This is a genomic window from Methylocaldum sp., assembly GCF_035627495.1.
Classification (GTDB): domain Bacteria; phylum Pseudomonadota; class Gammaproteobacteria; order Methylococcales; family Methylococcaceae; genus Methylocaldum.
Genome location: NZ_DASPLO010000034.1, coordinates 1 through 1,533 on the forward strand (window position 1 = coordinate 1; position 1,533 = coordinate 1,533).

A 1,533-nucleotide genomic window follows, 5' to 3' on the forward strand; every position below is an offset into this window, starting at 1 on the left:
AGCTGCCCTTGGCAACAACGGTCGACGAGTTCGAGAAACTCCTGCCCTGGCATCTCACCCAGCCCGTTGCGGCTACCTGACCCGATCGACTACAACCTCGTCTCGCCAAGCTCAAGGGCGTCGTTAAAAGAGCGCTTACAATTGATCTACAGGCGAAAACAAGTGCTCTGAGCATGGGCTATTAATCAAACAACAAAAGTCTGACCTCTTCTCACTACTTGGCTTTTTTCTATCTGCTCGACTTTTTGCGGATCTCTTACGCCTTACTCATTTCGAACCGTAATCGGTATTTCCCTCCGTCACCACGTAGTTCAATATTCTTGACCTGCGTTTGGCTGTTTACCTTTTGCAATGCGTCTTTGTCGAAGCGCACCTCGGAAACACCAATCAGATCGTCGCCGCTTGGTATTCCAGTAACAGTTATGCCCTTGAGGATATCGCGCATGTCGTTTTTGAGTCGGGTTACCATGTCACTGCGGCTCATACCTGCATTTGCATACGAAGTGATGCTAGCGAACATCTGCGCATGCGTTCCCGCTCGGATACCACCGGGCTGCGCATCGTCGTTTTCCATCAATGCTGCTAAGAAAACGACGTCATCAAGATTGTTTAACTCGTGTGGCTTACCATCTAACCCCCAGAAATTCTCGGATGGATGATTCAGTAGGTCGCCAAGAGGGCCGGGTATTGAAACAGATGTTGATACCAAATCGCCTTTATCTACATCTTCCCATGGGCCGTATCTAACCGTAATAGCGGAAGGGACAGTGATCAATCCACCGACTTTATTAAGCTGAGCTGAAAATACCAACACATATGGCTCGTCAGAATCACTGTATTCACTTGTCTCTTCGAGACAGCGCATTTTGGTAAGTGCAACTTTTACCTTTGCCATTTCTTTTCTCCATCACTCGTTAAGATTGATGCGGTTGGTTAACACCGCTGTCACAGCCACACTATTTCAGTGCAGCACCCGTAAGTATAGTTACTTCAAGATCAGAAAAAGGTCAGGTAAGTCGGAAAGGCTGAAAAACGTGTAAGCCAAGGCTTACAAGCGGTTAGAAAAAGGTGTTTGGCAGGGATAAATTACGGCTTCGGAAAGCTTCGCTAGCTTTGGTAAAGCCTTCAAGTGGCAAAACGGAACTAAGCTCAGAATTACCGCGCTGTTGTCTTAACCTATGCGTTTGCGCCTGATCCTACTACGGCCGCGCGGTACACACCCGGCTTGCGTCTCGCGGCCGGGTTTTTTTATTGACGATTGGCTCACCGCCGGAAACGAAGGCTCCGAGCACGGGGCCTAAATCAAACATCAAAAGCCTGACCCCTTCTTCTCGGCGATTAACCAATTCCGTTTAGATTTCTTCTGGTCTCTTATAGGTAACCGACTAGGTGCTAGGTTCTGTTGACATTTCGGGAGCTCTCCGGCGATGTCGCTCGCCATTTACGAAATGGCGAACCGATTAGCAGTCACGGAGAATGAATGGCGTATCCTCTTTCCGATTTTGGCGGCTCAAAAACATGTATATATCGGCG

At 48.5% G+C, this 1,533-nt stretch carries 1 protein-coding gene; it reads right to left on the reverse strand.

What is annotated here, in order from left to right; all coding sequences use genetic code 11:
* Positions 1-256 precede the first annotated feature (256 nt).
* Positions 257-895, reverse strand: coding sequence for a hypothetical protein (locus VEB01_RS02790; protein WP_324872598.1), 639 nt, complete (start codon positions 893-895; stop codon positions 257-259).
* Between the last annotated feature and the right edge of the window lie 638 nt (positions 896-1,533).